Annotated in this window: 17 protein-coding genes; 10 read left to right on the top strand and 7 right to left on the bottom strand. The window is 72.4% G+C overall.

The window, feature by feature from the left end; genetic code table 11:
• Positions 1-914 precede the first annotated feature (914 nt).
• Positions 915-1,748: an MOSC domain-containing protein gene (locus NP777_RS21375; RefSeq protein ID WP_256651782.1), complete on the top strand. Its 834-nt coding sequence runs from the start codon at positions 915-917 to the stop codon at positions 1,746-1,748.
• 10 nt (positions 1,749-1,758) lie between these two features.
• On the opposite strand, the gene NP777_RS21370 is transcribed toward NP777_RS21375, so the two are convergent.
• Positions 1,759-2,169 (bottom strand): SRPBCC family protein, encoded by a 411-nt coding sequence (locus NP777_RS21370; protein WP_256651781.1) that lies wholly within the window; start codon positions 2,167-2,169, stop codon positions 1,759-1,761.
• A gap of 96 nt (positions 2,170-2,265) precedes the next feature.
• Positions 2,266-3,279 carry an Lrp/AsnC family transcriptional regulator gene (locus NP777_RS21365; protein ID WP_256651780.1) on the bottom strand — a complete coding sequence of 338 codons (1,014 nt, stop codon included), beginning with the start codon at positions 3,277-3,279 and terminating at the stop codon, positions 2,266-2,268.
• An 81-nt stretch (positions 3,280-3,360) separates the two neighbouring features.
• Here NP777_RS21365 and NP777_RS21360 point away from each other — a divergent pair, with 81 nt between their 5' ends.
• Positions 3,361-5,028, top strand: coding sequence for an AbgT family transporter (locus NP777_RS21360; RefSeq protein WP_256651779.1), 1,668 nt, complete (start codon positions 3,361-3,363; stop codon positions 5,026-5,028).
• A gap of 48 nt (positions 5,029-5,076) precedes the next feature.
• Positions 5,077-6,231 carry a M20 family metallopeptidase gene (locus NP777_RS21355; protein WP_256651778.1) on the top strand — a complete coding sequence of 385 codons (1,155 nt, stop codon included), beginning with the start codon at positions 5,077-5,079 and terminating at the stop codon, positions 6,229-6,231.
• A gap of 67 nt (positions 6,232-6,298) precedes the next feature.
• Here NP777_RS21355 and NP777_RS21350 read toward each other — a convergent pair whose 3' ends face one another.
• Both NP777_RS21350 and NP777_RS21345 read right to left on the bottom strand, forming a co-directional pair.
• Positions 6,299-6,535: a DUF397 domain-containing protein gene (locus NP777_RS21350; protein WP_256651777.1), complete on the bottom strand. Its 237-nt coding sequence runs from the start codon at positions 6,533-6,535 to the stop codon at positions 6,299-6,301.
• A gap of 5 nt (positions 6,536-6,540) precedes the next feature.
• Positions 6,541-7,401 carry a helix-turn-helix domain-containing protein gene (locus NP777_RS21345; protein ID WP_256651776.1) on the bottom strand — a complete coding sequence of 287 codons (861 nt, stop codon included), beginning with the start codon at positions 7,399-7,401 and terminating at the stop codon, positions 6,541-6,543.
• Positions 7,402-7,611: 210 nt separating this feature from the next.
• On the opposite strand from NP777_RS21345, the gene NP777_RS21340 reads away from it, so the two are divergent.
• Positions 7,612-8,082: a hypothetical protein gene (locus NP777_RS21340; RefSeq protein WP_256651775.1), complete on the top strand. Its 471-nt coding sequence runs from the start codon at positions 7,612-7,614 to the stop codon at positions 8,080-8,082.
• Positions 8,083-8,113: 31 nt separating this feature from the next.
• On the opposite strand, the gene NP777_RS21335 is transcribed toward NP777_RS21340, so the two are convergent.
• Positions 8,114-10,081 (bottom strand): pyridoxal phosphate-dependent aminotransferase, encoded by a 1,968-nt coding sequence (locus NP777_RS21335; protein WP_256651834.1) that lies wholly within the window; start codon positions 10,079-10,081, stop codon positions 8,114-8,116.
• A 234-nt stretch (positions 10,082-10,315) separates the two neighbouring features.
• Positions 10,316-12,691, bottom strand: a complete 2,376-nt coding sequence (locus NP777_RS21330) for an ATP-binding protein (RefSeq protein WP_256651774.1) — start codon at positions 12,689-12,691, stop codon at positions 10,316-10,318.
• A 294-nt stretch (positions 12,692-12,985) separates the two neighbouring features.
• Between NP777_RS21330 and NP777_RS21325 the strand changes: the two genes are divergently transcribed.
• From NP777_RS21325 to NP777_RS21300, 6 genes are all read left to right on the top strand, one after another.
• On the top strand, positions 12,986-13,180 hold the full coding sequence (locus NP777_RS21325) for a DUF5999 family protein (RefSeq protein WP_256651773.1): 195 nt from the start codon (positions 12,986-12,988) through the stop codon (positions 13,178-13,180).
• The gene (locus NP777_RS21320) at positions 13,177-13,659 is read left to right on the top strand and encodes an ATP-binding protein (RefSeq protein ID WP_256651772.1); all 483 of its coding nucleotides are present in this window, start codon (positions 13,177-13,179) and stop codon (positions 13,657-13,659) included. The genes NP777_RS21325 and NP777_RS21320 overlap by 4 nt, the downstream gene beginning before the upstream one ends.
• 279 nt (positions 13,660-13,938) lie before the next feature.
• A complete protein-coding gene (locus tag NP777_RS21315; protein WP_256651771.1) occupies positions 13,939-16,839 on the top strand; it encodes a helix-turn-helix transcriptional regulator in 2,901 nt (966 codons plus the stop codon).
• A gap of 58 nt (positions 16,840-16,897) precedes the next feature.
• Positions 16,898-19,654, top strand: a complete 2,757-nt coding sequence (locus tag NP777_RS21310) for an AAA family ATPase (RefSeq protein ID WP_256651770.1) — start codon at positions 16,898-16,900, stop codon at positions 19,652-19,654.
• Entirely contained in the window at positions 19,644-22,454 is a 2,811-nt protein-coding gene (locus tag NP777_RS21305) for a helix-turn-helix transcriptional regulator (RefSeq protein ID WP_256651769.1), read from the top strand. Before NP777_RS21310 ends, NP777_RS21305 begins: the two co-directional genes overlap by 11 nt.
• Before the next feature lie 331 nt (positions 22,455-22,785).
• Positions 22,786-23,391, top strand: coding sequence for a LuxR C-terminal-related transcriptional regulator (locus NP777_RS21300; RefSeq protein WP_256651768.1), 606 nt, complete (start codon positions 22,786-22,788; stop codon positions 23,389-23,391).
• 159 nt (positions 23,392-23,550) lie between these two features.
• Here NP777_RS21300 and NP777_RS21295 read toward each other — a convergent pair whose 3' ends face one another.
• Positions 23,551-25,236 carry a PucR family transcriptional regulator gene (locus tag NP777_RS21295; protein WP_256651767.1) on the bottom strand — a complete coding sequence of 562 codons (1,686 nt, stop codon included), beginning with the start codon at positions 25,234-25,236 and terminating at the stop codon, positions 23,551-23,553.
• Positions 25,237-25,371 lie beyond the last annotated feature (135 nt).

Here is a 25,371-nt window from a genome sequence, read left to right as displayed (position 1 = left end):
GGCCGCCGTCCGGGGCCGGACGCGGTCCCGGACGACGACGCGGCGGGGAGGCGACGGGAAGACGGCGAGGTGACCGCCTTTCCTCGGGTCGCTCGCCTCCGGCCGCCCTGATCCGGTGCCGACGCTCCTCGTCGACGGTCGCCCTGATCCGGTGCCGACACTCCCCGTCGACGGGCGCTCGGTCCTCGCTCCCCGCTCCTCGCTCCCCGCTCCTCGCCGCTTTCGGCACCGGCGCGCCCTACGGCTGGCTCCCGAGGTCGCCGGGCGCGGAACCAGGGTCCCGAGCCGTATGCCCTCTCGCCTCCGGTATGGCCCGCGGAACAGCGGCAGCCGCTTGCGCGCCTGGCCAACTCATCGGTCACGGAACGGACTTGACTCGGCGCTTACCGTATCTCTTGTCGGGCATCGCCTCGCCGACCGTCCGTGCGTCGCGGCAGTTCTCCGAAAAGGGCCGGTCGTCATGGCGGCCGGGAACTGGCGGAGAATCACGCCGTCCGTGTATAGCGGGAACCGCGCCGCCGCGCATATCATTGCCTCACATCGACTTCCTCCCTTCCAGCCGCTCGCAGGAGCGGCCCCGGAATAGTCACCCCTCACCCCGCCTGTCCGGGACCCCGGGCGGCCCGGGGGCCGCGCTTTTCCCGCGGCCTCGTCCGCCGCTCCCCGGAAACGGTTCGTTTTGCGTTCCCGCCGACGGGAGGCGCAGCGCACCTACGGCGTATGCCGGTGGTCACCGGCCGTGCACGGGGGTCATTCGGCGTACTCGGTGCTACGTCCTGCCGCTGGACGCCGGGCCGGGGGCGCATGGCGGAGCCGGGCCGTGCCATGAAACGCCGGTCGGGCACCGGGCGATGGGGACGACCGCCCCGATCGGCCGCTCGGAGCCGCCGCCACCCCTGGGGTAAGGTGCCCGCGTGGCCACCGTTGTCGAGCTGACCTGCTATCCCATCAAGGGCTGCGCGGGTGTCTCCCTGTCCGAGGCGCTGCTGACACAGGCTGGTCTGGAACACGACCGCAGCTTCATGGTCATGGACGAGGACGGAGAGTGCCGCACTCAGCGGCGGGATCCCCGGCTCGCCGTCATCCGCCCCGCCATCGACCCGCACGGCACCCGGCTCACCCTGTCCGCACCCGGTGAGGACGAGGTGGCCATCGACATCGACACCACCTCCGCCCGGCGCGAGGTCACCGTGTTCGACACGCCCTACCTTGGCATCGACCAGGGCGAGGACGCCGCCACGTGGCTCTCCCGGTTCCTGGGCGCGCCGAGCAGGCTGGTGCGGGTGCCCCCGGAGCACGACCGGGTGACCGATGGCTGGATCCCCGGCACCTGTGGTTACGCCGACAGTGCCGCGGTGCACATCGTCTCCCGGGCCAGCCTGGACGGGCTGAACGCGCGGATCGCCGAGGCGGGTGGCGCGGCACTGCCGATGAGCCGCTTCCGCCCCGGCATCGTGATCGGCGGATGGGACGAACCCCATCGGGAGGACCGGGTCCGCAGGATCGCCGTCGGCGGAGCCGAGCTGGGCTTCGCCAAGCACACCGCCCGGTGCGTCGTGACGACGGTCGATCAGAGCGAGGGCGTCAAGGCGGGCCCCGAGCCGCTGCGCACCATGGCCGGCTACCGGCGCGGCCCCGGCGGCGCCACCCTGTTCGGCTGCCAGTTCTCCGTGACCCGCGCCGGAAAACTGGCCGTGGGCGACGAGGTGGACGTCATCGAATGGGACGGGCCGCCACCGGGGGAGTGACCGGGAGCCCTCAGACCGACGCGAGCACCTTGGCGAAGGCGTCCAGCAGTTGGGCGGCACCCTCCTCGGCCTGGGCGCACTGCTCCCGCGGCGGGGCCGGCTGCCGGAGCACCACCCGGGTCCGGCCGCCGTCCAGATCGGCGAAGGTGGCGCTCATCTCCATCGCGCCCTGCGGCAGGTCCAGCGTCCACACCAGCCGCTCCCGGGCGGCCACCTCGCGGTAGACACCGCGCATCGGCATCTCGCCCGCGGGCGTGGCGACGGTCGCCTTCCAGGCGCCACCCGGCCGGACGTCGAGGTCGGCGGACTCGGGCGCGGCGCCGAACCAGCGGGCGAAGTACTGCGGCTCGGTCCACACCCGCCACACCGTCTCGCGCGGTGCGTCCAGGTCCCGGGTGATGGTGATCTCGTTGTTGCCCATGGTGTCTCCTCGGCGAGCGGGCGGGGGAAGGCTTTTGGGGGAGCGGAAAGCCGTTGCTCCTTGTTCCACCTCTCAGACCGGCGCGCCGCACGGAACTCATCGGTCCTGGGCCAGCAGCCTTCCGTCCTCGCGGCCGATCCAGTACCGGCGCAGCACATCGAGGACCACCGACACCTCGCAGGCGGTGATGCCGGGAAGCGTCGCGAGATCGCGGGTGAGCAGTTCGGCCAGGCCCTCCTCGTCCCGGAACACCCCGTGGTGGATCACCGAGGAGGTGCCCGCCACGATCGAGACATAGCGCGCCGAGGGATGCCGGGCCAGCGCGTCGGCCACGTCCTGGATGGCCCCGGGCGCGGCATGCAGCTCGATCACGACCTCCAGGGGATGGCCGAGCAGCGCCGGTTCGATCTCCACGCGGGGCCGCACCAGCCCGCGCTGGAGGAGCGACTGGGTCAGCCGGTAGGCGGTGGACCGGCTGATGCCGAGCCCGCGCGCCACATCGGCGGCGCTCGCCCGTCCGTCCCGGCGCAGCAGCTCCGTCGCCCGCAGTTCGTCGTCGCCGAACCCGGTGACGGCGGTGGGCTCCGCCACCGGATCGGCCACCTCCCGCAACGCCCGCACCTGGGCGTCGTCCAGCCGCCGCAGCCGCCAGGAGTCGGACTTCGCCGTCGCCCGCAGCACCAGCTCGGTATGGGCCGACCGCACACCGGGGACCGACGGGATCCGGGTCATCAGCAGCTCACGCGCCCGGTCGCGGCGGGTGGCGTGCAGCGAGCAGTAGACATCCGTGCGGCCCGTGGTCGTGGCGACGAACGGGATCTCGGGCAGCTCGGACAGCTGCCGGGCCACCTCCCACGCCTGCCCCGGGGCGGTGGCCACCCAGATGTGCATGGGGTTGCCCTCGGCCAGCATCGGCCACTCCACCTGCCCGATCACCCGCAGCAGCCGCTCCTCCGCGAGCCGGCCCAGCCGGCGGCCGACGGTGCTGGCGGAGCTGCCGAGCACGTCGGCCAGCGCGCTCAGCGGCGCCCTCGGCGCCACCTGGAGGGCGGCCACCAGATCGAGGTCGGCGTCGTCGAGCACCGGTGGGGTGGAGGGAACGGCTGTCATGGTTACGAATCTATCGTGCGATTGGTGCGCCATGCGTGAATCATTCTTGCGTAACGAGTCTTTTACTTGCCTCATTCCGCCATGGCTTCTCTAATGGACGACCACTACTGCGTCGTCGACGAAGGAGTGCGGACGGTGAGTTCCAACGACACCACGACCACACCCGACAACACGCCCGGCAAACCGCCTCCCGACGCGCCCGGGGAATCCTCGGCGGCGCTGTCCGCACTGCTCCGGGTGCTCGGCGCCGTCGAGCGCGCGGGCAACAAACTTCCCCACCCCTTCTGGCTGTTCGCCATCCTCAGCGCCTTCCTCGCGCTGATCAGCTGGGGGCTCGCCACCGCGGACGTCTCCGCGGTCGATCCGGCGGGGGACAAGACCGTGGCGGTGCGCAGCCTGATCTCGGTCGACGGGGTGCGGTCGATGATCAGCGACGCGATCACCAACTACGCCACCTTCCCGCCGCTCGGCACCATCCTGGTCGTCATGCTCGGTGTCGCCGTCGCCGACCGGTCGGGGCTGCTCGCGGCGATGCTGCGGGCCGGTGTCGCCAGGGTCCCGGCGCGCTGGATGACCTTCGCCCTGGCCTTCACCGCGATGGTCGCCCACATCGCGTCCGACGCCGCGTATGTGGCACTGGTCCCCCTGGGCGGGCTGGCCTTCCGGGCCGTCGGGCGCAGCCCGCTGCTGGGGATCGTGGTGGCGTTCGTCGGCGTATCGGCGGGCTATGACGCCAGCCCGCTGATCACCCCGATGGACGCGGTGCTGTCCGGGCTGACCACGGCCGCCGCGCACACCGTGGACCCCGGCTATGTCGTCACCCCGCTGTCCAACTACTTCTTTTCCCTCGCCTCCTCGGTGGTGCTGGCCGCCGTGATCACCTTCGTCACCGAGAAGGTGCTGGTGAAGCGGGTGGCGGCGCTTCCACCGGAGCCCGAGGAGACGGACGGGGAAGCCACCGCGAACACCACTGAGGAGGTCGAGCTCGCCCTCGCGCCCGAGGAGCGCCGCGGGCTGCGCCGAGCCACCGTCGCCCTCGTCGGCTACCTCGCGGTGATCGTGGTGGCGATGATCCCCACCGGATCACCGCTGCGCGGCGAGGGTGGCAGCATCGTCGAATCGCCCGTGCTCTCCGGAATCGCCGTGGTGCTCGGACTGCTCTTCGCCCTCCTCGGCGCGGTCTACGGGCGGGCGGCGGGCACCGTGCGCAGCGGCCGTGACCTTCCGGACTTCATGGCGCAGGGCATGCGGGAGATGGCCCCCATCCTGGTGCTGTTCTTCGCCATCTCCCAGTTCCTCGCCTACTTCAAGTGGACCGGTGTCGGCCAGGTGCTCGCCATCCGCGGCGCCGATCTGCTCAAGGACCTCGGGGTCACCGGCCCGGTCGCCTTCCTCGGCATCGTGGTGGTGTGCACGGTGATCAATCTGGCGATGACCAGCGGTTCGGCCATGTGGGCGCTGGTGGCCCCGGTCTTCGTGCCGATGCTGATGCTGCTGCACATCCCCCCGGAGGCCACCCAGGCCGTCTACCGCATCGCCGACTCCTGTACCAACGCCATCACCCCGATGAGCGCCTACTTCGTCATGGCGCTCGGCTTCCTCCAGCGCTACCGGCGCTCCGCCGGGATCGGCACCCTCGCCTCGCTGACCCTGCCGCTGTCCGTGGCCATGCTGGTGGCCTGGACCCTGCTCTTCTACGTCTGGTGGGCGCTGGGCATTCCGCTCGGCCCCGGCGCGCCCGTCCGCTGATCCCAGCCGCTCCCTCACCCACGCCAACCCGGGAAGGATCCTCATCGCATGACCCCCTCCGACCTCGCCGCCGCCACCGCCCAGGCGCTCCCCGAGATGATCGAAGACCTACGGGCGCTGGTGGAGCTGGAGACGCCGAGCAACGACAAGCGGCTGCTGGACGCGGGACTCGCCACGATCAGCGGCTGGGTCGTCGACCGGCTCGGCGAACCGGACGGAACCGAGCGCCACGACTGCGGACCGCACGGCGATGTGCTCGCCCTGACCTATCGCGGCACCTCCCCCGGCACCGTGCTGATGCTGTGCCACTACGACACGGTGTGGCCGGCCGGAACGCTCGCCGAATGGCCCTTCGAGGTCGAGGACGGCCGGGCGAGCGGCCCCGGGGTCTTCGACATGAAGACGGGTCTGGTGCAGGCCGTCTGGACCCTGCGGCTGCTGCGCGAGCTGGGGCTTCCCCACCCCTCGGTGCGGCTGCTGCTCAACGGCGACGAGGAGATCGGCAGCCCCGCCTCCCGCCGCCATATCGAGCGGCTGAGTGAGGACGTCCTGGCCACGCTGGTCTTCGAGGCATCCCTGGACGGGGCGCTCAAGACCTCCCGCAAGGGCGTCGGGCTGTTCGATGTGACGGCCCACGGCATCGAATCGCATGCGGGTCTCGACCCGTTCGCGGGCGCGAGCGCCATCCACGCGCTGGCCGAGGTGGTCCCGCGGATCGCCGCGCTCGGCGCCCCGGAGCGGGGGACCACGGTGAACGTGGGGCTGATTCAAGGCGGCACGGGACGCAATGTGATCGCCGCACAGGCGAGTTGCGGCATCGACGTCCGGATCGCCGAACCGGAGGAGATGAAGCGGATCGACGCCGCGCTGCACGCCCTCGCCCCCTCCGACCAGCGGGTGCGGCTGACCGTCACCGGCGAGTGGAACCGTCCGCCGATGGTTCCCAATGCCCCGTCCCGCCGGCTGTTCGAGCGGGCCCACGCGATCGCCGCGGAACACGGCTGGGAGCTGGCGGAGACCGCGGTCGGCGGCGCCAGCGACGGCAACTTCGTCTCCGCGCTCGGCCGTCCGGTCCTCGACGGGCTCGGTGCCCTCGGCTCCGGTGCCCACGCCCGCCACGAACACACCGTGCTCGCCCCGATCCCGGCCCGTACCGCGCTGACCGTCGGCCTGCTGCGGGCGCTGGCCACCGACGTCACGTAACGGCACACCGACGCCGCGCGGACGCCGACGGCCCACCGGCCGTCGGCGTCCGCGCGCGGAGGCCGCGTCAGCAGACGAGGAAGTCGGCCTCGCCCGCCTTGGCGCCCTGGATGAACGCGATGATCTCGTCGCGGGTGTAGATCAGCGCCGGACCGTCCGGATCGGTCGACTGGCGGATCGCGACCCGGCCGTCGTCCAGCTTCATGGCTTCGACGCAGTTGCCGCCGTTGCCACCGCTCCACGGCTTCTGCCAGCCCTCACTGCCGAGGTCGCTCGCGCGCATGCCGTTGTGAATGCGATCCATTCCGATCAGAGCTCCTTGCGGAAATCCCGGAGGATTTCCTTTGTGCGTCGTGCGGTTGCCGCCTGGGCCGCCATGCGGTCCATGGCCTCCAGATGGGAGGCCACCTCGATGCGCTCATCCAGGTAGACGGCGCCGGTCAGGTACTCGACGTAGACCATGTCCGGCAGTTCGGGTACAGCGAAGCGGAAGAGGACAAAGGGCCCATAGGTGCCCGGATGGTGCCCGGAGGTGAACTCCGAGATCTGCAGCGTGATGTGCGGCATCTCCACGGCCTCCAGCAGCCGGTCGACCTGCCGGCGCATCACCGCCGCCGAACCCACCTGCCGGCGCAGCACCGTCTCGTCCATCACCACCCACAGCCGGGGCGGATCCCGCCGGGTGAGCAGGGACTGCCGCTCCATGCGCAGCGCCACATGGCGCTCCGCCTGCCGGGGACCGGCCTGGCCGACGGCGCCGGTCTGCATGACCGCGCGGGCGTAGTCCTCGGTCTGGAGCAGTCCGGGCACGAAGTGCGGCTCGTACGCCCGGATCATCTCGGCCGCGCCCTCCAGGCTGACGTGGACGCTGAACCAGTCCGGCAGGATGTCGTGGAACCGCTGCCACCAGCCGGGCTTGTTGGCCTCCTCGGTCAGGGTGACGAACGAGTCGAGTTCCTCACCGGTGATCCCGTAGGCGTCCAGCAGCATCTGTACATACGGGACCTTCAGCGCGACCTCGGCGGTCTCCATGCGGCGGATGGTGGCGGGCGCCACCCGCAGCACTCTGGCCGCCTCGTCCCGCTTGAACCCCGCCTTCTCCCGCAGATCCTGCAGCCTCTTGCCGAGGACGACCTGACCCACGGTCGGTGCCGACCGCGGTTCACTCACCTGAATCCCTCCCTGACCCCCAACACTGATGTTCGCAGTGTGCCATGGCCAGTGCGGAACGGACACATTGCACCGACGACTCTGCACAATTCAGAGTGACGCTTGCCAAGTGTCCCCGGCGGTGCGCATAGTTGCGGCATGATCCCGTTACCGCGCTCCGCCGCGGCGACCGCAGGCACCATCGGCCCGACCTCTGTGAAGTGCCCCTAGATGACGTACGCCTTCGCCGGTGCGCTGACCGGCCTCGTCCGCGACCGGTTCGGCCGGTGGGGATTCCGCGCGGTGTCCGGCCGCCACCGCCTTCAACTGCCCGCGGCGCTGCGGACGGACCGGGCCTACGACGCGGTGGGGATCGCCGAGCGGCACGGTCCCGGGGTGATGGCTCTGCTGCCCCGGGCGGGATGCGTGCTCACCGGCGCCGGGTGCTGGTGGTGGATCGTGCCGCCCCATTCGGACGTCGGGGTCGACTGGCCCGCGCCGGCCGTCTACGCGGCCGGCGCCATGGTGACCGGTGTACCCGGGCGGCGGACCGGCACCACGGGGAGTGCGGAGCCCGATGTGGTGCACTGGCCGGGCGACGGGGAGCCGTACACCCATCCCCTGCTGCTGCACATCGCGGTCTGCGCGGCGGCCGGGGTGTCCCCGGCCTGGCCGTGCGACGACCGGATGCGTCGGTCATGACCTCGGTGGCGGGGCCCGGTCCAAGGCCCGGTCATGCGGTCGAGTCGTCCTGGAGGTACGCCGCGGGGCGCGGATAGCGCTGCAGCGCCGGAGTCTGGCCGGTCGGGTCGTCGTCCTGCTCGCTGAGGGGGACCATCGGGGCCGCTGCCGCCGCCGCGGCCTTCAGCTCGGCGGGGTCGTAGGTCATGGCCTGCGTCCGCTCCATCGGCGACGGTTCGGGTATCCCGGCGTTCCGCTGCCCGTAGACCGGGATCTGGTCGACCGTCGTCTCCTCGGGCCGGGCCTGGGCGTACGCCGCCGTCCCCTGCCCCTGGGCGCCCTGGGCCTGGACCATCGGCATCTGGGAGGTCTGCGCCTGGGCGCCCTGGTACTGCGCGCCCTGCGGCTGGGGCGCCATCTGCATTAACGGAGCCTGGCCCTGCGGCGCCAGGTTCTGGGCCGGCTGCAACTGCTGGGCCGGGAACTGCTGCGCCGGTGCCTGCTGCGGAATCTGCGGCTGCGGGGCCTGGACCATCTGGGGCTGTGGCAGTGCGGCCGGGGCCTGGTACAGGGGCGGCTGGGCCGGGGGAGTGGCGACATACGCGGGCGACAGCTCCGGGAGCGGCTGCTGCTGCTGGACGTACCCAGGCGAGGCGCCGGCGCCCGCACCCGCGAAGGACGCCTGCCCGTACGGGTCGCCGGAGACGCCCTGCGGGACCGGGAGGGCGGCCGCGGAGTACATCGGCTGGGGCTCCTGCGCCACCGGCGCCGCGGGCAGCTGGGGCGGCTGCTGGTAGGAGTAGTCCAGCGACTGCGCCTGCCCGGTGACTCCCAGGGCCTCCATGGAGCCCGAGGGCTGCGCGTACCCCGAGGGCAGCGACGGCTGCTGGTCCCAGCTGACCTGCGGGGCGTAGAAGGACGTCCCGTACAGCACCGTGCTCAGCCCGGTCAGCAGCCGCTGCACATCCGGCTGGGACCGCACCACCAGCCGCATGAACTGGCTGCTGCTGCCCAGCTTGTTGCCGCATTCGCGGACCAGCACACCGTGCTGGGAGAGCAGTTGGTCACGGATCCAGCTGCCGTCCGTCCCGGCGGGCAGCTTGACGAAGACGAAGTTGCCCTGGGAGGGGTAGACCGTCATCCCGGGCAGCCCGGCCAGCTGGGTGGTCATCTGCTGCCGGTCGCGGCTGAGCATGCGCAGGCTCTCCACGTACTCCTGCCGGTACCGCTTCAGCATGAAGACGATGACCTCGGCGAAGGAGTTGAGGTTCCACTTCGGCAGCCGGGAGCGGATCTGCACGGCGAGCGACGGATTGGCCACCAGATAGCCGAAGCGCACCCCGTGCAGCCCGAAGTTCTTGCCGAGGCTGCGCAGCACGATCACGTTCGGGCGCAGGATGGCCTCGTCCACGACGCTCGGATACGCCTCGGCGTCCGCGAACTCCAGGAAGGACTCGTCGATCACGATCAGGTCGAGGTCGGCCAGGGCGTCCATGATGCCGATGAGGGCCTGGCGGGGCACCAGCCCGCCGTCGGGGTTGTTGGGATTGCAGATCACGGCGACCCGGGAGCCCCGGGAGCGTACGAAGTTGACGAAGGCGTTGGGGTCGAGGGCGAATCCGCTCATTTCCGGGAGCTGGAACATATCGACCCGTTTGCCGGTCTCCATCGGCTGGTCGGTCCAGCGGCCGAAGGTGGGAATCGGCACCGCCAGGCTTTCCTTCACCAGCAGATGGTCGATCCAGGTGATGAGCTCGGTCGAGCCGTTGCCCATCGCCATGGTCTGCGGCTGCAGCCCGAGCACATCGGCCAGTTCGGCGGTGATGGTCTCCGCGGAGCTCGGGTAGTAGGTGAGGATGTCCCGCAGCCTGACCGCCATCACGGCGAACATCGCGGGGGTGGGGAAGTACGGATTGCAGGGGATGCAGAAGTCCACGAGCTCCTGTCCGCCACCCGTGACCCCGGCGCGGTTGAGCGCGAAGAACGACGGGCTGTGGGCGGTGCCACGGAAAAGCTCCATGGCATCACCGGTATTGCCGACTGCGGCAACAGTCACGGCGGGACCTCCTCGGTCGCATGGGCCGCGTCGACGCACTGACACGGCCGTTGCGGCTCGTCCCTCGAGCCTGACGCATGATCTCTCGAAGCCGGGGCGGGCGAGGATTTTCGTGGGGGTTGTGAAAACTACCGGGACACATGCTCCGGTCTCGAATAGAATTCCGCCCCTTGCCCCTTGAGAATGTCGGTGCGGCCTTCAGACCGTATCCTCCGGCGGGCGTTCGCCGTCGGCCTCGGTGGTGCGGTGCTGTTCCGCTACCCAGACCGCCACCTGCGCACGCGAGGTGAAACCCAGCTTGCTCAAAATGTGCTCAATATGGCCCTCGGCCGTGCGCTGGGCGATGACCAGGGACGAGGCGATCTCCTTGTTGCTGAGCCCCTGCGCGACCAGCCGCGCGATTTCGGACTCCCGGGGTGTCAGCGGCGACGGCCGCCCGCCCGCCGCCGGCTCCCCGCTGGGCAGTTCGTCCTCCAGCGCGTACCCCAGTGCCTCGGCGTAGGACAGCCGGGCGCCCTGTTTGCACGCCGCGTTGAAGGCCGGTTTGCCCAGGGCCCGCCGCACCGCGGCCTCGCACTCCTCGTGGTAGTGGACCAGATGCCCGTAGCCGGAGTGCGGGGCGCCGATGGCCTGCCAGAGGGTCCCCAGGGCGCCGAGCAGCCTGGCCGCCCGCGCGTGGTCGTGTTCGGTGGCCGCGATCCAGGCCAGCACCTCCAGATTGACCCCGACGCCCAGCGGGTCGTCCAGCGAGCGGTTGAACGCGAGGCTCTCCTTCTCCAGGGCGGTCGCCCGGACGGTGTCGCCCTGGCGCCAGACGTCCACGCCGAGCGCCATCATCGTGTAGGCCCGGTGCCAGCCCTCCCCGTACGCGTCGCACACCTCCAGCGACTCCTCGCCCAGGGCGATCGCGCGCGGTGAGTCGCCGATGAAGGAGTGGGCGAGCGAGAGCCGGATGAGCGCCAGGGCCAGCCCCACCGGATCGCCGGTCGCGCGATGCCGGGCCACGGCCTCCTCGTAGAGCGCGATCGCGGACCGGGTCTCGCCCCGGTACATCGCGACCATGCCGGAGTAGAGCGCGGCATAGGCGAGCACCGGCTCCAGACCCAGCCGGGTGCCGAGGGACCGGCTCTCCTCGAGCATGGCCGCGGCGGCGTCGACGTCGGACTGGATGACGGCCAGCCAGCTGTCGGTCCACAGCGCCCGCGCCCGCGACCCGTCGGGTTCGGTGCACAGCGCCAGCGCCTCGTCCAGCCAGCGGCGGCCCTCGCCGAGGTAGTAGCTGGTGATCCAGTGGTAGAGCAGGTCGGCGGCCATGTCGAGGCCGCATACGGTCTGCTCGGGCTCGGCCAGACAGTTCTCCAGGGCGGTGCGCAGATTGGCGTGCTCCAGGTGGAGCCGGGTGAACCACTGCACCTGGGCCGGTCCGAAGAGCGCCGCCCGCGCGTCCGCGGCGAGCCCGCGGTAGTAGTCGCGGTGTCGCCGCAGCCGTACCGTCTCCTCCCCGGAGGCGGTCAGCCGCTCACGGCCGTACTGGCGCAGCGTGTCCAGCATCCGGTAGCGCACCGCCGCCGGGTGCTCCTCCCTGAGCAGCACCGACTTGTCCACCAGCTCGGTCACCAGGTCCAGGATCTCCTCGCGGTCGATGCCCTCGTCCGAGCAGACCGCCTCGGCCGCCTCCAGGTCCAGGCTTCCGGCGAACACCGAGACCCGGGACCACAGCAGCCGCTCCCGCTCGGTGCACAGCTCATAGCTCCAGTCGATCAGCGCCCGCAGCGTCTGGTGGCGGGGGAGGACCGTCCGGGAGCCGGTGGTGAGCAGCCGGAACCGGTCGTCCAGCCGGTCCAGCAGCTGCTGGACGGACAGGGCGCGCAGCCGTACGACCGCGAGCTCGATGCCCAGCGGGATGCCGTCGAGCCGGCGGCAGATCAGCTCCACCCCGTCCCGGTTGTCCTCGCTGAGCTCGAACCCGGGCACGATGGCCGCGGCCCGCTCGACGAACAGCCGCACCGCGTCCCACCGGGCGAGCGCGGCGAGGGACGGCCGCGGCCCCTCGGGGTCCGGCAGCCCCAGGGTGGGCACGGCCAGGCTCTGCTCACCCGCGGTGCCCAGCGCCTGACGGCTGGTGGCCAGCAGCCGCAGCCGGGGGGCCGCGCGCAGCAGCCGGTCGGCGAGCCGGGCGCACTCCTCCAGCAGGTGTTCGCAGTTGTCGAGGACGATCAGGGCCTGCCGGTCCCGCAGATGGTCGACGAGGACGTCCATCGCCGGGCGGGAGGAGTGGTCGCGTATCCGCAGCGCCTCGGTGACGCCCTGGGCGAGCAGCGCCGGGTTGTCCAGCTCGGCCAGCTCGGCCAGCCAGACCCCGTCGGGGAAGGCCCGGCGCGCTTCGTCCGCGACCCGCAGCGCCAGCCGGGTCTTCCCGACCCCGCCGACGCCGGTCAGGGTGACCAGGCGGGACGCGGACAGCATCCGCTTGACGTCGGCAGCCTCCTGCCGGCGTCCCACGAAACTCGTCACCTCGGCCGGCAGCCGCACTGCCTGCCGCCCGGTCGGGGTGCCCGTCGCCACCGCACCCATCGATGCCTCGCACCGGCCCCGGGCGGGCGGACCTGTCCCCGCACGGACCCGAAGCCCTGTTTCCAGGCTATGCCGGGGCCGGGGCTCGTCGCACCCACCCCGGGCGGGCGCCCGGCGCGGTTGACCGAGGGTGAGCGGTGGTCGCTCGACCGTGACCATCCGGTGGGGACGGGGAGCGGGACGGGTACCGATGCGGGGATATCTCCCCTCGCCGCGTCCGGCCGCTCCCGACCAGGATGGTGGCCTCGGTGAGTTCCGCCGCCTCCTACTGGCGGAAGATCGAAGGTTCGGACCATGTGCCTCCATCAACCCCCATGTCCTCCCGCCGACGCACCGGACCATGATTCGGCGCGGCCGGTGGCCTCCCACCCGGAGCAGGGATGGAGCCTGCTCTGCAACGGAGTGGTGATCTTCGCGGACACGGGTGAAATCCTTCCCGACGGGCGCGCCATCCCCGCCCCCCGGACCAGCCCCGACACGTCAGCATGAACGCCGTCACCCTCGCCCACACGCACGGCTCCCCGCTGAGCACCGCGCGCCGCCCGGACACGACGACCCCCGCCACCAGCGGCGGGACGTCCTGGCTGCTCCCCTCCGAGCCGTCCTCGGTGCCGACGGCCCGGCGGCTGGCGCTCGCCCAGCTCTCGGCGTGGACGCTGCACGAATTCGCCGATGACGCCGAACTGCTCGTCAGCGAGCTGGTCACCAATGCCCTGCGGCACGCGGGCGGACCGATCCGGCTGACGCTCTCCCTGTGCTCCGGCGACCGGGCCTTCCGCTGCGAGGTGGCGGACGAGGACCCCGGGCAGCCGCTGCCGCGCCAGGCGTGCGGCGACGACGAGGGCGGGCGCGGACTCCACCTGCTGGACCTGCTCTCCCGCTGCTGGGGATCCACCTGCACGGCGGCGGGCAAGGTCGTCTGGTTCGAGCTCCACCCGCCCGCCGTCGCCCTGGAGGCCGCCCTCTAGGCGGCCCGAACGACCCCGTGATCGTGAGCCGACGAAGGGAGATGCCATAGAAGACTTCACGCCTCGTACCCACACAGTGATACCGAACGGCCCGGGGACGGGACGGTGAACGCCCTCACCACACCTTCCGTCTCCGGGCTTCGCTGTTCCACGACCCGATCGGGATTGCATAAGACTGATCGGGATTGATCGTCGTCATTGCGCTCGTGTAGCCTGCTGCTCGCGGCAGCAGCACACTTTTCCGAAAATTCTTCGCATTTTGTGGCTCGAGGAGGCTGCGTGGTGGACCGGAAAACGGATTCCGGTTTACCCGGCGCATTGGTCGGACGCGCCGCCGAACTCGCCGCGCTGACCGCCCACGCGGAGGCCGCCCACAGCGGCCGTTCCGGTCTGGTGATCCTGTCCGGCCCGGCCGGAATCGGCAAGACCAGCCTGCTGCGCGCCTTCCTCGACGGCGACGCCTGCCGGAAGATGACCGTACTGCACGGCGCCTGCGGTGAAGTGGTGGCCGGAGCCGGATACGGCGGCGTACGCGCCCTCTTCGGAAGCCTCGGACTCTCGGCCGAGGGCGCCCAGGACTCCCCGCTGCTGCGCGGCAGCGCCCGCCGCGCCCTCCCCGCGCTCAGCCCCCGCCCCGCCGAGGAGGGGCCGCCCACGGCCGCCAGCGTCTATCCGGTGCTGCACGGCCTGTACTGGCTCGCCGCCAACCTGATGACCCAGGGCCCGCTCGTGCTCGTCCTGGACGATGTGCACTGGTGCGACGAGCGCTCCCTGCGCTGGATCGACTTCCTGCTGCGCCGGGCCGACCAGCTGCCGCTGCTGGTGGTGCTCGCCCAGCGCAGCGAGGAGGAGCCGGTCGCCCCCGCGGCCCTGGCGGACATCCTGGCCCAGCCGCGCTCCGCGGTGATCCGCCTCGATCCGCTGACCGACGCCGAAGTGGCCGAAATGGCCCACCAGGTCTTCACCGCCCCTGTCGCGCCCGCCTTCGCCGAGCGCGCCGCCGCCGTCTGCGGCGGCAACCCGCTGACCGTCACCCGGCTGCTGCGCGAGCTGCGGGCCAAGGGCGTGACGCCCGACGAGAGCGGCATCCGCGAGATCGCCGAGGTCGGGAGTTACGTGGTCGCCCTGTCCGTGCGCGCACTCTTCGACGCCAGGCCCGACTGGGTCCGGGACGTGGCCACCGCCATCGCGGTGCTCGGTGAGGAGGACGCGGAGCACATCGGCGCCCTGGCCGGAGTGCCCGCCGCCCGTGTCGCGGAGGCCGTGGAGCAGCTGCGCGAGGCCGAGGTGATGGCGCAGGACCGGGCGGACCTGGCCCATGACGTGCTGCGCTCGGCGGTCCTGGAGGCCGCCGGGGCGGAGCGGCTGGCCGAGCTGCGCGCCAGGGCGGCCCTGCTGCTGAGCGACGCCGGACGGCCCGCCGAGGAGGTCGCCAACCAGGTGCTGCTGGTGCCCGGCACCCCCCAGCCGTGGATGGGCTGGGTGCTCCGGGAGGCCGCCGCCCAGGCCGAGCACCGCGGCGCCCCGGAGGCCGCCGCCCGCTATCTCTACCGGGTCCTGGAGGCGGAGCCGGACAGCCTGTCGGCGCATGTCCCGCTCGCCAAGGCGCTCGCGGAGATCAACCCCGCCGAGGCCATCCGCCTGCTCAAACGGGCGCTCACGCTGGCCACCGACATCCGCACCAAGGCGCCCGTCGCCGTGCAGTTCGGCCTCACCTGCCTCACCGTCCAGCAGTCACCGGCCGCCGTACGGGTGCTCAGCGAGGTGCTCGACGAGTTGGAGGCCGAGCTGGGGCCCGACCCCGATCCGCGCGACCGCGAGCTGCGCACCCTCGTCCAATCGACGCTGCTGATCAGCGGATCCGACGAGAAGGCCACCATCCACACGGTCCGGGAGCGCTTCGCGCGCATCCCCGAACCCGCCGGGGACACCCCCGCCCAGCGCCAGATGCTCGCCATGATGACGGTCCTGTCCGCGATGGAGGGCCGCTCGGTACGGCGGGCGGTGGGGCAGGCCCGCCGCGCGCTGAGCTCCGCCGACCGGCTCGACAACTGGTCGCTGCTCTTCTCCGCGTTCACCCTCGGTCTGGCCGACGAGATCGAGGAGTCGATGGAGGCCCTGGAGCACGCGCTGCGCCACGGCCAGGACAACGCTGCGGTGTGGTCGTATGTGATCACGCTGTCCTACCGCGCCCAGCTGCTGCACGGCGTCGGCGCGATCCCCGACGCCCTCGCCGACGCCCAGACCGCCGTCGAGATCATCGGCGAGGAGCGCTGGAGCGCCAATGTGATCATGCCGCAGACCGTGCTCGCGACGATCCTGATCGACCGGGGCGAACCGGAGCGGGCCGAGGAGCTGCTGGCCGCCGTCACCCGGCCGAACCTGGACGGGTTCGTCATGGAGTACCACTCGTATCTCATGGCCCGCGCCCGGGCCCGCTGGGCGCTCGGCGACAGCGCCACCGCGCTGCGGCTGCTGCTCGACTGCGGCGCATCCCTGGAGGAGTCCGGCTTCGCCAACCCGGCGTTCGTGCCCTGGTGGACCGAGGCGGCCTGTGTGCTCGCGGCGGAGAAGCGGTCGGACGAGGCGCGGGACCTGGTCGAGCACGGCGCCGAGCTGGCCCGTCGCTGGAGCACCCCGCGCGCCTTCGGGCTCGCCGCCCTCGCCCGCGGGGTGACCACCCCCGGCGAGGAGGGCATCGCCCGGCTCACCGAGGCGGTCGAGCACTTCTCCGGGTCGCCCGCCCGCTCCGAGCACGCCCGGGCCGAGTTCCTGCTCGGCGGCGCGCTGCTGGACGCGGGGCGGCCGCGCGAGGCCCGGGAGCGGCTGCGCTCGGCCGTCGACCTCGCGCAGGGCTGCGGCGCGCTCGCGCTCGCGAAGGACGCCCGCAACCGGCTGGTGGCCGCGGGCGGCCGGATGCGCGAGATCACCGCCTCGCCGGTCGACCTGCTCACCGGCACCGAGCGCAAGGTGGCCCAGATGGCCTCGAGCGGGGCGGGCAACCGCGAGATCGCCGAGTCGCTGTTCGTCACCGTACGCACCGTGGAGACCCATCTCACCAGCGTCTACCGGAAGCTGAGTGTGGGTCAGCGCGGGGAGCTGGCCTCGGTGCTGAGCACCCCGCGCCGTCCCGACCCGCAGGCCCCCGAGTGGGTCTTCGCATCACGCGGCCGACGCTGACGCGCGCACGGCGCTTCGATGACAGGTCCACGCCTCACCCCAGGCATATAGTCACACTATGCAGCTCAACGGGCTCCCGTTCCCCGGCCGTGAACGAGAGCAGGCCATGCTTGCCCAGACCGTCGCCGACCTCGGCCGGGGCCGTTCCTCGGTGGTGACACTGATCGGCAGGCCCGGCTACGGACAGAGCCGCCTGCTGAACCTCGCCGCCCGGCTGGCCGAGGACCAGGGCTTCCGCGTGCTGCGCGCCAAGGCGACCCCCGGCGAACGCGATGTGCGCTACGGCGTGGTGGGACAGCTGCTGGCCCCGATGAACGGACTCACCAACGGCTCGATGAAGGCCCTGACCGGACAGCGGCCCGAGAGCCGTTTACCGGGCCTGACCGAGTTGCTGCGGACCGCCCGGGAACGGCCCACACTGCTGGTCGTCGACGACGTGGAATGGCTGGACCCGGCCTCGCTGCGCTGGTTCGGGGCGCTCATCCGGCGGCTGCCCGACGCCCTGATCGTTCTCCTGGTGAGCGGCACCGGCCGGCTCAGCCCCGGCGCGTGCCCCCTGTCCACCGCGCCGCAGCAGGTGATCACCCTCGAATGTGAACTGGCCCCGCTCGCCGTGCGCGACGTGGCCGCCACGGTCGCGCTGATCTGCGGCCGCCCCGGCGACAACACCTTCATCTCCGCGGCCCTCGAGGCGAGCGCGGGCAACCCCGAGGTGCTGTCCGAGGCACTGCGCCGGTTCACCAAACACGGCTACGCGCCGGTGGCCGGGCGGGTGCCGGAACTGTCCACCATCACCGAGGCCGTGGGCGGTGAACACGCCCTCCGGGTGCTCGGAGGGCTGTCCGACACGGCCGTCGCGCTCGTCCGCGCGCTCGCCGTCTGCGGCGATCTGCTGGATCTGTCCCTGCTGTACGCGCTCGCAGGACCCCGCGCCGCGAGCGAGCCCGGACTGCCCGAGGCGCTCCAGGAGAGCGGGCTCGCCATCGCCTCCGGGGCCGGGCTCCGGCTGAGCCGGCCCGAGGCGGCCAGCTGGATCCTCGCCGAGATGCCCGGCGACGAGCGGGCCGAACTCCACGCCCGAGCAGCCGAGTTGGCCTACCGGGCGGCCGTGGCCGACGAGGACATCGCCCGGCTGCTGCTGGCCGCCCGCCCGGTCGACGAGCCCTGGGTGATCCCCGTGCTGCGCCGCACCTGCGCCGCCGCACTGCGCGCGGGCCGGACCGCCCAGGCGATCGCCTGTCTGTCCCGGGCGCTGGAGGAGCCGCTGGACCCGGCGCCGCGTGCGCAGCTGGGCCTCGAACTCGCCGCCATCGAAGTGCTGGCCGCCCCCGAGGCCGCCGGCCGTCGGCTGGCGGAGATCATCCGCACCGGGGACGGCGGGCCCGGCCGGATCCGGGCACGCGCCGCCGACCTCGGGCTCTCCCGCGGCGACGACAAGGCGCTGCGCCGCGCGATCGTCGATGTGCTGCCCGCGACCGACGGGGAGGAACGGGGGGCGCTCGCGGGGTTGTTCTGGCTCACCGAGTCCGACGGGCAGGACGACACCGATCTGGTCCCGGACGGGATCCCGCCACTGCCCGACGACCCCACCTGCCCGGTGCAGGCCGCGGCGTGCGCCTGGCGGCTGGCCCTGCGCGGGGCGGACCTGCCCACCGCCCGGGCGCTGGCCCATCGGGTCTTCACCCTGGACGGCGGCGCGGGCGCCCTGATCCTGCCCCGGCTCACCGCCGCCCGGACCCTGCTGCTGACCGACGACCTGGACGAGGCCGAGGTCCGGTTGGACGTCCTCCACACCGACCTGCGCCGGCGGCACGCCCGCGCGGCCGCCGCCCAGGCCCTGGCCGTCCGCGGCGAGCTGAACCTGCGGCGCGGCCGCCTCGACATGGCCGAACGGGACGTGGCCGCCGCCGAGCGATCGCTGCCCCGCTCCCTCTGGCACCGGTACACCGTCCCGTATCTGCTGGCCGTCCGGATCCTCATCGCCCTGGAGAACGGCGACCTCGGCCAGGCCGGTGTGCTCGCGGCCGCCTCCGCCCCCGCCGAGTCGCGCGAGGGCTCATCCTGGGGCTATCTGCTCTTCGCCCGGGCGCTGGTCGCCGTCAAGGACGACCGGCTGCCGGAGGCGGTGGAGCTGTTCCGGGCCACCGGCAGATGGCAGTTGGGCCGGGGCCGGATCAACCCCGCCCTGATGCCGTGGCGTTCGATGGCCGCCCGGGTCCACGACGCCCTCGGCGACCACGAGGAGGCACGGCGGCTCGCCGACGAGGAGCTCGCGCTGGCCCGGTTGTGGGGCGCCCCCAACACGCTCGGCTGGGCCCAGCTGGGCATCGGCCGGGTGGTCCGCGAAGGGCGGGTCGAGCGGCTCCGCGAGGCGGTGGCCACCCTGCGCGGCACCCCGGCCCGGCTCGCCTACGCGGGGGCCCTGATGGAGCTGGCCACGGCCGAACTCGACACCGGGAACCCGCGCGCCGCGGCCCCCCTGGTGGCCGAGCTGTTCACCTTCGCCACCACCCACCGGCCCTCCAGCAAGCTGGTCGAGAAGGTGCGCGAGCTGTCCGAGCGGACCGGGCCCTCCGCCGTCCGCGGACGCGTCCCGCATCCGGCGTGGGCGACGCTGACCGAACCCGAGCGGCGTACCGCCTCCCTCGTCGGACTCGGCCATGGCAACCGGGAGATAGCCGAGACCCTCTCCGTTAGCAGACGCACCGTGGAGTTGAGACTCAGCGGTGCCTACCGAAAGCTGGGGATCGACGGTCGTGCGGAGCTGATCGAGTTGCTGCGGGCGGCGCAAGGAGGGGGAATCGATGTTGCTTGAACGGGAGGCCGAGCTGGCGCGGGTCGCCGAGGCACTGCGGGCCGCGGCGGCGGGTGACTCGTCACTGTTGTTACTCACCGGCCCCCTGGGCGCCGGCCGGACCGCGCTGCTGCACCGGCTGCCGACGGTCGCCGAGGGCGAGAAGATCAGGGTCCTGCGCGCCAACGCCGCGCCGATGGAGCAGGACTTCGACCTCGGCGTGGTCCGCCAGCTCTTCGACAGCCTGCTCACCGGCGCCCCGGAGGAGCTCCGCGGGCAGCGCATCGAGGCAGAGGTCGACCTCTGCCGGACGGTCTTCTCCGACGATGCCCCGCCGCTCGACGAGAACGGGGACGTCACCATCCCCGAGGAGGCGCTGTACGGCCTGCGCTCGGTGCTGGCCACCGCCGGCGCCGAGCGCCCGCTGCTCATCCTGGTGGACGATCTGCAGTGGGTCGACACCCCCTCGCTGCGCTGGCTCGCCTTCCTCGTGAAGCGGCTGCACGGGCTGCGCGTCGTGCTCGTCTGCGCGCTGCGGGACGGCTACCGGCGGCCCGGGGACCCACTGCTGCGGGAGATCGTCGAGGCGGCGCGGCAGGTGCTGCGCCCCGCGCCGCTGTCGCTGGGCGCCACCAAGGAAGTGATCCTCGAGCAGTTCGGCGTACCGGGGGACGAGGAGTTCGCCCGCGCCTGCCACGAGAGCTCCGCGGGGAACCCGCTGTTCCTGAAGTCGGTGCTGGCGGACCTGGCGATGCGCGGCCACCGGCCCACCGCCGAGCATGGCGAGGTGGCCCGCTCGCTGCGCCCCGCCCAGCTGCGCGAGCGGCTGGCCGGCTCCCTGCGCGCCCAGCCCCGGCCCCCGCGCGACCTGGCCGCGGCCATCGCGATCCTCGGCGACCAGGCGGAACCGGACCTGCTGGGCCGGCTGGCCGGGCTGGACCCGATCGGCTTCCTGGCCGCGCTGCGCGACCTCCACCAGCTGGGACTGCTCGCCGCCGAGCAGGAGCCGCGCTTCCTCCACCGGGTGGTGCAGGACGCGGTCGAGTCCTCGATGACGGTGGCCGAACGGGAGCGGCTGCACGACGCCGCGGCGGCCCTGATGTACCACAACGGACGCCCCGCCGAGCTCGTCGCCGTCCAGCTCCTGGCCGTCACCAGCTCCGATCACCCCTGGGCGGTGGAGGTGCTGCGCGCCGCGGCGGACACCGCGCTGCGCCGCGGCGCGCCCCGCACCGCCGCCCGCTATCTGCGCCGCGCCCTGCTGGACGGCTCGCTGACCGGGGAGGGCCGGGCCCGGCTGCTGATCGATCTGGCCACCGCGGAGCGCGGCTTCGACCCGGCCGCCTGCGAACGCCATATCTCCCAGGCGATCCCCCTGCTGACCACGGCCAGGCTCCGGGCCGCCGCGGCGCTGCGGATCTCGCCCACCATCGTGGGCCTGGGACCCCCGTCGGCCATCGATCTGCTGCACCAGGTCGCCGAGGACCTGGGGCCCGCCGACTCGCTGGAGGGCACGGCGCGCGATGTGGCACTGCGGCTCGAGGCGCGGCTGCGACACGCCGGACACGAGGACTCGGCGGAGCTGGCCGCGGCGGTCGAGCGGCTGTCCGCGCTGCGGGAGGAGCCGCCACTGATCACCTACGCCGAGCGCGAGCTGACGGCGGTGCTGCTCAACGCGGCGGTGCTGACCGCCCGATGGCCCGCGGCCGAGGTCTCCCGGCTGGCCAACCGGATCCTGGAGCGCGAACCGGCCACCTCCGACCAGGTCCACACCCCGCTGCCGCTGGTGGTGATCGGGCTGGTGGCCGCCGATTCGGTACGGGGGATCAGCTCCTGGCTGGCGATGGAGCGGCAGACGCGGCGGCAGGGCGGCACGGTCGTGGACGCGCTCGTCAACGTCCAGCAGGCCATGGTGCTCAGCGCCCGCGGCCGCGTCGCCCAGGCACGTGAATACGCCGAGCGCGCCGTGCGGTTGGCCGAGGTGCACTGGCAGGAGGCCGGGGTCGTCTCCACCCTCGCCCTCACTCGTGTCGCCCTGGACCTCCAGGACTCCGCGCTGATCGAGCGGATTCTGGACGGCCCCGGGCGGCGTCGCTCCTCGAGCCTGGCCCTGACCGCGGCGCTGCAGTTCGTCAAGGCGGCGCAGGACGCCGAGCACGGCCGCTGGACCAGCGCCCTGGAAACCCTCCTGGCCTGCGGCCGGCAGTTGGAGGCGTCGGGCTGGCGCAATCCCGTGCTCTTCTCCTGGCGGCCCTGGGCGGCCGACCTCCACCGGCGGGTCGGCGACCCCCACGCGGCCGGGGCGCTGGCCGAGGAGGAACTGCTGCGGGCGACGGAATGGGGCGCCCCCGTGGCGCTCGGCCGCGCGCTGCGGGTGAAGGCCCGGCTGACCGACGGTGACCAGGGGGTGCGGCTGCTGCACGAATCGGTCGACGTACTGCGTGCCTCGGCCAATGAACTGGAACTCGCCCGCACCCTGCTGCTGCTGGGCAAGCGGCTGCGGCCGGGAGGCGGCGAGGCGGCGGCGGTACTCCGGGAGGCCGCGGCGCTGGCCTCGGCGTGCGGGGTGCCACGGCTGGTCGAGCGGATCCGCGCGGCGGACGGCAGCGGTGCGGCGGCCGCCCCGCCGGAGGCGACCCTCACCCGTACCGAACGCACCGTGACCTCCCTCGTCGGACGCGGTCTGACCAACCAGGAGGTCGCGGCCGAGTTGGGGGTGAGCTCCCGCGCCATCGAGAAGCATCTGACGAGTTCCTATCGCAAGCTGGGCGTCTCCGGGCGGCGCGAGCTCATCGAGCTGCTGCCTCGCATGCATTCGTGAACAGCGCGTTAACGGCGATAATTGGTCGCTGTTTGACGAGGTTTCGTGAACCTACCGTACCGGCCCACCGAAGGGGTGGGGTGCGGACCGAACCTTCGGGGCACCCCACCACGGGATTGGCTGGCGACACCCCTGTTGACGTTGACTTCCGTACCCGTAGATCCCTAGTCTCAATTCTGAAATGAACATTCGGAATTGAATATCGATATTCAATTCCGAATACTGAGAATTAGGAAGGGATGGCAGTCCCTTGGCATTGCCTTTACTAACCGATTCGGCTCGGCCAACCCCCCACGAGCTTGGACACGAGCAGACCGAGTACACGGATCTATTGCGCCAGTTCGATCAGCCAGGGGCGTGTGTCGTCTGTCTCGACCCGTCGCTCATCGTCCAGCAGGCGAACCGGGAATTCTTCCGGCAGTTCGACGACGCCGCCTCGGACGTGTGCGGCCGTGATTTCTGTGACCTTGTACACCCCAGCGTCCGACAGGCGCTGAAGCGGCAGTTCACCCGGCTCCTCGACGGCTCCCGCCACCGGTTCACCACCCATGTGGTGGCCATCGGCGCCGAGGGGGCCGCCTTCACCAGCGGGCTCACCGCCGTGGCGGTGCGCGAGGGCACCGCCCATGTGGCCTCGATCCTCGTGGTGATGCGTCCCACGGCGGGTGGCGAGGAGGTGGAGATGGCCACCAACCGTAAGAAGCTCCTCACCGAGACCGAGGCGCGCATCCTGGAGGGCATCGCCGCCGGGCTCTCCACCATCCCGCTGGCCTCCCGGCTCTACCTCAGCCGGCAGGGTGTCGAGTACCACGTGACCCGGCTGCTGCGGAAGCTGCGGGTGCCCAACCGCGCGGCCCTCGTCTCCCGCGCCTACTCCATCGGCGTACTCAACGTCGGCTGCTGGCCGCCAAAGGTCGTCGACGACTTCGTCAAGTGACCCCCGCGCCGCGGAGGTCCACGAACGCGCCACGGCCGGCCCGGATTCGATCCGGGCCGGCCGTGGCGCGTCGCCGTCTCAGAGCCCGTGTCATATCCCCGGTCGGATCAGCGTGCGTGCCAGGCGTCGCACGCCCGGCCGGGGATATGACACAGGCTCTCAGGACGGGGCCGGGCCCCGGGACAGCCGCAGCAGGCGGAAGGCGGTGAGCGCCACATGGAGCTGGGTGCGCTGCTCACCCGACTCCAGATCGCACCCGAGCACCCGCTCCACCGAGTGCAGCCGCTGGTAGAACGCCTGCCGGGACAGATTCGCGCGCTTGGCGGCCACCGTCTTGTTGCCCGCCGCGTCCAGGAAGGTGTGCAGCACCGGCAGCAGATCGGTGTCGTGCCGCTCGTCGTAGTCCACCAACCGCCCCAACTGCCGCTCCACGAACTCCTGGAGCCGCACATCGCCGCGCAGCGCGTACAGCAACTGCCGCAGCCCGATGTCGGACAGCTCGTGGAACGCCTTGTCCGGCGTCCCCGGAACGGCGGCGTCCGCGACCCGCGCCGCCTGCTGGAACGACCGGGCGGTCTGCGACAGATCCGACACCTCGGAGCCGACGCCGATCACGGCGTCCGGCCGGGACTCCCGCACCGAGCGGCTCAGCCGCTCCACCAGCGGCCGCCACGGCGTGGCGGCGGGCAGGGCCAGCAGCACCCCTATGTGGTCACCGGGCACCGCGCCGACCAGCACGGCGGCCCCGGCCGCCCCCAGCTCGTCCGTCAGCCGGTCCTCCAGCTCGGTCGTCTCCCCGGCGCCGGGGCCGGGGCTGACCAGCACCACCATCAGCCGGCGGCCCGCGACCGGCACGCCCAGCGCCTCGGCCCTGGCACGGGCCTCGCCCCTGGACCGGCAGCGCTGCTCCACCAGGTCAAGCAGCAGGGTGCGCTGGGCCCGCCGCTCCCAGCGGGTGTGATGGGTGAGCCGGGCGATGGTCAGGGCCGTGGCGGTGCGCTCCAGGACCATCGCGTCCTCGGGGCCGACCGCCGGGTCCCGGGCCACGTCCGGGAGCATCAGCAGCCGCCCCCACCGCTCGCCCCGGTACTCCACCGCGGTCACCAGCCAGTCCTCCGGACCGCTCAGCCCGGTCCGGTCGGGCGAGGGCGTGGCGCGCGAGCGCCGCTCCCAGCCGGTCAGCGCCCCCTCCACCCCGCGCCCCGGCGACCCGCAGATGACGGCCTGGTGCACCAGGTTCTCCAGCACCACGGGGTGCCCGCTCATCTCGGCCGCCATGTCCACCACCTCCTCCGGCCCGGCGCCCCGCAGGGTCAGCGCGGTGAAGGTGTCATGGACGTCCTGGGCCCGGCGCAGGCTCTCCACCTGACTGCCGACGATCAGGGAGTGGAGCACCTGGGTGACCTCCACGAAGTTCACCGTCCGCGAGAGCAGGACGAGCGGGAAGTCCCGCGCCAGACAGGCCCGTACCAGCTCCGAGGGCGGCCGGTGGTAGCGCCGCACCAGCTCGATGACCAGCCCGGCGGCGCCGACGTCCGCGAGCTCGTCGACATACCGGCGGACCAGCGCCGGATCCTCGGGCAGCGGCATCCCGGTGGTCAGCACCAGCTCCCCGCCCTTGAGGAAGGACGCCGGGTCCAGCAGCTCGGTGATGTGGACCCAGCGGACCGGCCGGGTCAGCTGCCCATGGCCGGAGACCACCTCCGGCGCCCCGGCGGCCAGCACCGGAAGCCGCAGCACCTCGGCGAGGCTGAGCGGCGGACGCCCCGGGATCCGCGGGGGTTCGGCGGGGTGGGCGGACGGCCGTCCGGCAGCGTCGTACGCGGTGCCACCGGAGCCGTTCATGCCGTTCACTGTGGCAAGCCCGAGCGCCGGGCGCAACCACGATCCCGGCCGGCCTCTTGACAGCGCCCGTACCCGCGGTCGTTGACAGATCGTCCATAGCGATCACCACCCCGCGACACAGTGATCATTGTCCTG

Origin of the sequence: Streptomyces rugosispiralis (assembly GCF_024505145.1) — a bacterium.
Taxonomy (GTDB): Bacteria; Actinomycetota; Actinomycetes; order Streptomycetales; family Streptomycetaceae; genus Streptomyces; species Streptomyces rugosispiralis.
The sequence above is the reverse complement of the archived record's forward strand: the minus strand, read 5'-3'. Positions and strand labels throughout refer to the sequence as shown.